The following is a 6,852-nucleotide window of genomic DNA, read 5'->3' as shown; positions in this document are numbered from 1 at the left end:
TAGCATTTTCAACAAGTTGATATACTGCTGAATTGCAGCTACAAGATTCGATGCTTTACCAATTGCAGATTGAATGTTTTTCAACCAAAAAATAATATCTGTTTGGTAACTCAAGCATTTCAAATATATATTTTGTTGATTTTCACCATCATTCAAGAAATATTTTCCATCTACATTTTTTATATTTCCTAATGAAAATTGACTTGGTTCTTTGCCGTCCAATGTTAAATAAATCATAAATTGTTGCTTCTTGGTACTTTCACAATATTCATAATATCTATTCAATTGCTTAACTTGATCTTCGGCATAAATTTTATTTTCAATAATTAAAATTTGTGTTTTATTTGAAATAATTAAATCAATTTGACCATAACTTTTCTTTTTATCGCCAACACGTTGCTCTTTTTTTATTTGAACGAACTCGTCAACTATAAATTCAGAACAAAAAGAATCAATAAAACTTTTTAAAAATAAATTTCCTTGGCCATGTGAACCGCGTGGATCTAATAACTCCTTTAAAATTGGAGTATGAGTAAAAACCTCACTACTCCCCATACCTGATATTTTTAGTAAATTAAACTCATTTCCATGACTTTTATTTTTTTCAATTAACGCTATCGTTTGGGATATTAATTTTCTTATATATTCTTGCATTTTCTACTCAAAAAATAAGGGCTGATTACTCAGCCCTTATCTTATACCGCTTATTGCTTAATTAACAAAGAATTAAGTCAACTGAGCAGCAGCAATTTTCTTCGTATCAATCTCAGATGCAGGTTTAGTATAGTCTGTCATCTTGTCGAAGCTTAAGTATTGGTAGATGTCAGCAGACATGCTATCAATCTGAGCTGCATACTGTTGATATTCTTCTGGAGTTGGTAATTTACCAAGTACAGCAGCAACAGATGCAAGTTCAGCAGAAGCTAAGTAAACGTTCGCACCTTGACCTAAACGGTTCGGGAAGTTACGCGTAGAAGTCGATACACAAGTAGTGTTCGGAGCTACGCGTGCTTGGTTACCCATACACAATGAACAACCTGGCATTTCAGTACGCGCGCCAGCTTTACCATAAGTATTGTAGAAACCTTCTTCCATCAATTGACGTTCGTCCATACGCGTAGGCGGAGCAATCCACAAACGAGTTGAAAGTACGCCACCAGGAACTTTCTCTAACAACTTACCAGTTGCGCGGAAGTGACCGATGTTAGTCATACATGAACCAACGAATACTTCGTCAATTTTCACGCCTTGAACATCAGAAAGCAATTTCGCATCATCTGGGTCATTCGGGCAGCAAAGAACTGGTTCAGTAATTGTCGCAAGGTCAATTTCATACACTTTCGTGTATTCAGCATCAGCATCAGCTTTAAGAAGTGATGGGTTCGCTAACCATTTTTCCATGTTCTCTACACGACGAGCCATCGTACGCGCATCGCCATAACCTTCAGAAATCATCCACTTCAACATTGTGATGTTTGATTTCAAGTATTCAGCAACTTTCTCTTCAGAAAGTGTAATAGAACAACCCGCAGCAGAACGTTCAGCAGACGCATCAGAAAGTTCGAATGCTTGTTCAACAGTGAGGTCAGTTTCCATTTCTGTTAAGTCGATCTCAAGGATACGGCCAGAGAAGATGTTTTTCTTACCTTTCTTCTCTACAGTTAAGTCACCTTGCTGAATCGCAACGTAAGGAATTGCATGTACAAGGTCACGTAGTGTGATACCAGGTTGCATTTTACCTTTGAACTTAACAAGTACAGATTCAGGCATGTCTAATGGCATAACACCAGTCGCAGCAGCGAATGCTACAAGACCAGAACCCGCTGGGAATGAAATACCAATTGGGAAACGTGTATGTGAGTCACCACCAGTACCAACGGTATCTGGAAGAAGCATACGGTTTAACCAAGAGTGGATAATACCGTCACCTGGACGTAGAGATACACCGCCACGGTTCATGATGAAATCAGGAAGCGAGTGTTGCATTTGAACGTCAACTGGCTTTGGATATGCAGCTGTGTGACAGAAAGATTGCATAACTAGGTCAGCAGAGAAGCCTAGGCAAGCTAAGTCTTTCAATTCGTCACGAGTCATTGGACCAGTGGTATCTTGCGAACCAACAGTTGTCATCTTAGGTTCACAGTAAGTACCTGGAAGTACGCCTTGACCTTCAGGAAGACCACATGCGCGACCAACCATTTTCTGTGCTTGAGTGAAACCTTTGCCAGTAGCAGCAGGTTGAACTGGAGTACGGAATAACGTAGATGGAGCAAGGCCTAAAGCTTCACGTGCTTTAGCAGTTAAGCCACGACCAACGATTAGGTTGATACGACCACCTGCACGTACTTCGTCTAGAAGTACTGGAGTTTTAAGTTCAGCATCAGCAATTACTGCGCCGTCTTTGGTTGCAGTTACTTTTGCAGCAGCATGATCAATGTTAAGAACGATTTCATCGCCCATGTTCATGTTTGCAACATCAATTTCGATTGGCAACGCGCCAGCATCTTCCATTGTGTTAAAGAAAATCGGAGCGATTTTAGAACCTAAGCAGTAACCACCGTCTTTTTTGTTCGGGATGTGCGCAATTTCGTCACCGAAGAACCAAAGTACAGAGTTCGTTGCAGATTTACGAGATGAACCTGTACCAACAACGTCACCAACGTATGCAACTTGGTTGCCTTTTGCGATCAAGTCTTTGATTTGGTTTAATGGACCAACTTCACCAGGAACTTCTGGGTTGATACCGTCACGTACGTTTTTCAACATTGCATTTGCATGCAATGGAATATCTGGACGGCTCCAAGCGTCTTGTGCAGGTGACAAGTCATCAGTGTTGGTTTCGCCAGTTACTTTGAAAACTGTAAGTTTGATTTCAGTAGGAACATCTTTACGAGTCGTGAACCATTCAGCGTCAGCCCAAGATTGCATAACCGCTTGTGCATTCGTGTTACCCGCTTTTGCTTTATCTGCAACGTCATGGAATGCATCAAATACAAGAAGCGTTTTCTTGAGTGCTTCAGCTGCTAATTCAGCAAGTTCAGCATCATCAAGAAGTGCAACTAAAGGAGCAACGTTATAACCACCAAGCATAGTGCCTAGTAAGTAAACCGCACGTTCTTTAGAAACTAATGGTGAAGTCGCTTCGCCTTTAGCCAAAGCAGCTAAGAATGCAGCTTTAACGTATGCAGCTTGGTCAACACCCGCTGGAACACGGTTTTCTAGTAAATCAACTAAAAATGCTTCTTCGCCAGCTGGTGGGTTTTTTAATAATTCAACTAATGCAGCTGTTTGAGCATCGTCAAGTGGCTTCGGTGGGACTCCGAGTGCGGCACGTTCTGCAACGTGTTGGCGGTAAGCTTCTAGCACGGTGTTATTCCTCTTTTTTAAAAAATTATTTACGTATTCCTGCTTTAATTAAAGCTACGTAAATAATATGGACTGCTAAATTTTACTAAAATTCCAGTTAAAAGTTAATGCAAGCAGCGTGTTTCTTCGTGATGCCCATTATTTTCTAACTAAATGATGTTCATACCGATTGCACAATGAATACCACATTTACTGCTAATTGCTCAGTCTTTAACACATTAACTTTGGACTGGTATTTAAAAACAAAAAGGCAACTCATGTTGCCTTTTTTTTCCAAATATAAGTATTCAACCTTAGTGTACTGTTGTGGCTTGAATATATTGCTTAAAACTTTCCCGACATCCTTCAAATTTCATCTGAATTTCGTCGTCATGTAAGTTTTGGTGCGCCGAACCGGCAAATGAAATTTGAACCAAAAACCGTGTAGGTTCATGTTCAAGGGCTTGTTTAAAGTAAACCTGATCACCCAAGCTAAGGACATAGTGCCCTCCACCAATCACGGCCACGCCATTTTCATCTTCCAAGAGTAAATCTGCTTGATTTAAATAGCCGACAACTTCCATTTTCTGCTCCTCTCGTTTTTGTTCTCTTTTCATTATTCTTTATTTTTATATGCTTTTCTATATATATGATTTAGTGTTTTGTCACAAAAAAATACCAACTTAAAATAAAAAACCGTTCATTAGAACGGTTTGTAATCTGGCATGTCTTTATGAGGGGTCGCTATACATTTTTCAGTGTATGCTGCACGAACTTTTTCTCGTGCCCCTTCAATATCGCTCTTAATGTCCGCTTCAGGCAAAGCATATACATGCTCAATAATATCTAAGATAAATGCTTTGGTCGTCGCATCTTCTACCTTATTGGCATGTTCAATTGCTTTATCTTTTTCAATTGCATTTTGACGATCTAGCATAATCGAACGTGCTGCATTTCCTACACTTTTACAATAGCCATGCCATTGTTCTTCTGGCGTTAACGGTTTTTTTTCTGCACAACCCACCAAAGCAATGGCAGCAGCCAAAACAAATAACTTTTTCATTACAACTCTCCTATGTGCCCTATCATAATCAAACTTTTAAAAATGAAGAACCATTCCCCTGCTTTAAATGTCAAAAAGCCCAGATTTGGGCTTTTTGACTGAGCAAATTAACCGCAGTTCGCTTGAACTACTTTATTGGTCTTTGGATCAACCGTTACTGTCACTCGGTCTTCACGATAATCCATCGTGACTGGCTGCCCAGGTTGGACTAAACGCACGATCTTCGCACTGGTTTTTTGCTTAATCTGCGCTTCCGTTAAATTCGACTGACCAATCAAGGCTGTCGCTTGCTCTGCGACACATTTGCTCTGGCTAGCACGGAACAGTGCCCACTCTTCAATAACTTGACCATTGGGCAAATGACAATATCCCACTTCACCATTCGCTTCTTTTCGAGTCTCTAATTTGCCACCCTGTTCAATACAAAAAGTACTGGCAGGATTTGCCATACCAATATTGGGCTTTTCTGCTTCATTCTTTTGTGCAGTACTACAACCAGACAAAGCTGCCACAATCAATCCGAGCATTACAGTTTTTTTCATAAAGGGGATTTCTTTAAATAAAAGATCAACATAGCAAATAAGCACGAATGAAACTGTGCGAGTTTTGCAAAATATTGAACAAAAAAGAAAAGCCCATCAAAAGATGGACTTCTTATACTTAAAACTTGCCTTGTTAAGCCTGTTTTAGTTAACTGAATGGATATCCAGCTCTTCATTTTTCGCTAAAACGACCGAAGCCAAAATTGGCGTACCTAAAATGAATGGTACGGAAAAAATCCAAAAAATCACGGTATAGTGAGGATCAAAGAAAAATTGAATAGCAAGTGCCACCAAAATTAAAACGGAAAATAGAATTGCAGCAAAACGCATTACAAATTTGATTGGCATTATGATCTTCACTCTTAATTTAGCTAGTCCATTTACTATACACCTACTTTTAATATGGCTTAATTGATTTTAAGTATCTTCTGTCTGTTATTTATAGATTTTATTCATCTACACAAAGACTATTTATTCTGAAAAATAATGCGCCATTTGACCGAAGATAAGCCCACATCAATGTAGGCTTATCTGGAAATAGATGCGTTAGAACTTCCAGTTCTGTGACTATTGTTTGGCATTTAATGTATTTGGCAATCAATAACTATAAGTAGTTGTAAACAGTGATATTGAACTTAGCTTATACTTTGCAATGACTATATATAGTAGTCTACATCTATAACTCAACAGTCTACATATCAGTCTACATTTTTTCGTTTTGATTATACCTATATATAGTCATCGTAATTTTTGTGGTTGATAGATGGAACTTATTAAATATGAAAGTATCAGATCTAACACCCAACCAACTTCCTTATGCTCTCTCTAAAGCAATGAAAGTAAAGTCAGTGTCAGTGATCGACTGGGAGTTCTGTGGAAAGCTAATCGAAAAAGAAAAAATTAGCTTAGTGCGATCATATTCAAGATGGACTGCTTTTTATGTTGGTCCTCGTGCTGATAGTCGAGAAGCTGAACAAGTTGGTAATACTGCAATTGAAGCTGTGGTGAAGTGCTACATCGAGAAGAAATTGGGAGCTGATTTCAAATGACATTTTGATCATTTGAAAAAGCCATTAAGAAGTAATGGCTAGATAGCTCATGTAATAACACTTTTATTAAAATCTATTTACTTATTTAACGACATTACTTCTTCTTTGAACTCTTCATGGTCTATCTGACCTGTCAGGTAGCGTTGATAAAGAACCTCGTGCTTATAGGAAATCTCCAAATTGTATTTTTTATTCATTTCTTTTTGTGTATTAACTACTTGTAAACGCTTGTTCCACTCTTCCCCAGAAAAGTTCATGATCTATTTAAGCATTAGTTATAAAAATTAGAAAGGATAAGTCTATGTGTGCAAACTTCTAAAAATTGGGAAGTGAAATATAATAACAAACATGTATATGAGTTATGAAGAGGCAACAAAAAACCATGACAGAGGGAGTGATATGTCATGGTTTCATTATTCTATTGATGCTTGAAAATAAGAGCTTTTTAAGGGCTACAAATTTCGAAGATGGACTTTATAATTTTTACATGCAGCACAAAAATAATTCTAAAAACAATAAAAAAGTTTAAAATAGTCAAAATAGTATCAACAACATCATTGTGTATGATACTAGTTAAAATAATAGATACACATAAAACAAAAACCCAAATATATGATTTTAAAATGTAAAAAACAGCTTTCATATATTTCAAATCAAATAAAAAATTCAAATTTTCTTTGTTCATAACCATTAAATTAACTTAAAAATCTTACTACTTTCAAGGCTCTGAAAAAACATTTCAAAACTAGGGCGAATATCCTCACCTTCAAAAGTAATATATTTTAAATTTGAGTGATCTTGTAGGTCTACAATAGACTTATCAACTGTTGCTTGAATATTATATTCAGTACCA

General features: G+C 37.4%; 7 protein-coding genes. 1 reads left to right on the top strand and 6 read right to left on the bottom strand.

Annotated features, from left to right (window positions below; genetic code table 11):
• From GBI16_RS17140 to GBI16_RS17115, 6 genes are all read right to left on the bottom strand, one after another.
• Window positions 1-654 (bottom strand): PD-(D/E)XK nuclease family protein (locus tag GBI16_RS17140; RefSeq protein ID WP_171494580.1); only part of this gene is annotated, 654 nt, incomplete at its 3' end.
• A 72-nt stretch (window positions 655-726) separates the two neighbouring features.
• Window positions 727-3,366 (bottom strand): bifunctional aconitate hydratase 2/2-methylisocitrate dehydratase, encoded by a 2,640-nt coding sequence (locus GBI16_RS17135; RefSeq protein ID WP_086207636.1) that lies wholly within the window; start codon window positions 3,364-3,366, stop codon window positions 727-729.
• A gap of 293 nt (window positions 3,367-3,659) precedes the next feature.
• A complete protein-coding gene (locus GBI16_RS17130; RefSeq protein WP_086207637.1) occupies window positions 3,660-3,929 on the bottom strand; it encodes a hypothetical protein in 270 nt (89 codons plus the stop codon).
• Window positions 3,930-4,048: 119 nt separating this feature from the next.
• Window positions 4,049-4,408 (bottom strand): hypothetical protein, encoded by a 360-nt coding sequence (locus GBI16_RS17125; protein ID WP_086207638.1) that lies wholly within the window; start codon window positions 4,406-4,408, stop codon window positions 4,049-4,051.
• Between the two features lie 107 nt (window positions 4,409-4,515).
• Window positions 4,516-4,950 carry an I78 family peptidase inhibitor gene (locus GBI16_RS17120; RefSeq protein WP_086207639.1) on the bottom strand — a complete coding sequence of 145 codons (435 nt, stop codon included), beginning with the start codon at window positions 4,948-4,950 and terminating at the stop codon, window positions 4,516-4,518.
• Window positions 4,951-5,094: 144 nt separating this feature from the next.
• Window positions 5,095-5,298 carry a hypothetical protein gene (locus tag GBI16_RS17115; RefSeq protein WP_086207640.1) on the bottom strand — a complete coding sequence of 68 codons (204 nt, stop codon included), beginning with the start codon at window positions 5,296-5,298 and terminating at the stop codon, window positions 5,095-5,097.
• Between the two features lie 431 nt (window positions 5,299-5,729).
• On the opposite strand from GBI16_RS17115, the gene GBI16_RS17110 reads away from it, so the two are divergent.
• Window positions 5,730-5,999 carry a phage protein NinX family protein gene (locus tag GBI16_RS17110; RefSeq protein WP_119062838.1) on the top strand — a complete coding sequence of 90 codons (270 nt, stop codon included), beginning with the start codon at window positions 5,730-5,732 and terminating at the stop codon, window positions 5,997-5,999.
• Window positions 6,000-6,852 lie beyond the last annotated feature (853 nt).

The organism is Acinetobacter sp. TUM15064, assembly GCF_008980265.1.
Taxonomy (GTDB): Bacteria; Pseudomonadota; Gammaproteobacteria; order Pseudomonadales; family Moraxellaceae; genus Acinetobacter.
The sequence above is the reverse complement of the archived record's forward strand: the minus strand, read 5'-3'. Positions and strand labels throughout refer to the sequence as shown.

Excerpts from the sequence above, each read along its gene's own strand:
- GBI16_RS17130 (WP_086207637.1), bottom strand. The coding sequence starts at position 3,929 with ATGGAAGTTGTCGGCTATTTAAATCAAGCAGATTTACTCTTGGAAGAT.
- GBI16_RS17125 (WP_086207638.1), bottom strand. The coding sequence starts at position 4,408 with ATGAAAAAGTTATTTGTTTTGGCTGCTGCCATTGCTTTGGTGGGTTGT.
- GBI16_RS17120 (WP_086207639.1), bottom strand. The coding sequence starts at position 4,950 with ATGAAAAAAACTGTAATGCTCGGATTGATTGTGGCAGCTTTGTCTGGT.
- GBI16_RS17115 (WP_086207640.1), bottom strand. The coding sequence starts at position 5,298 with ATGCCAATCAAATTTGTAATGCGTTTTGCTGCAATTCTATTTTCCGTT.
- GBI16_RS17110 (WP_119062838.1), top strand. The coding sequence starts at position 5,730 with ATGAAAGTATCAGATCTAACACCCAACCAACTTCCTTATGCTCTCTCT.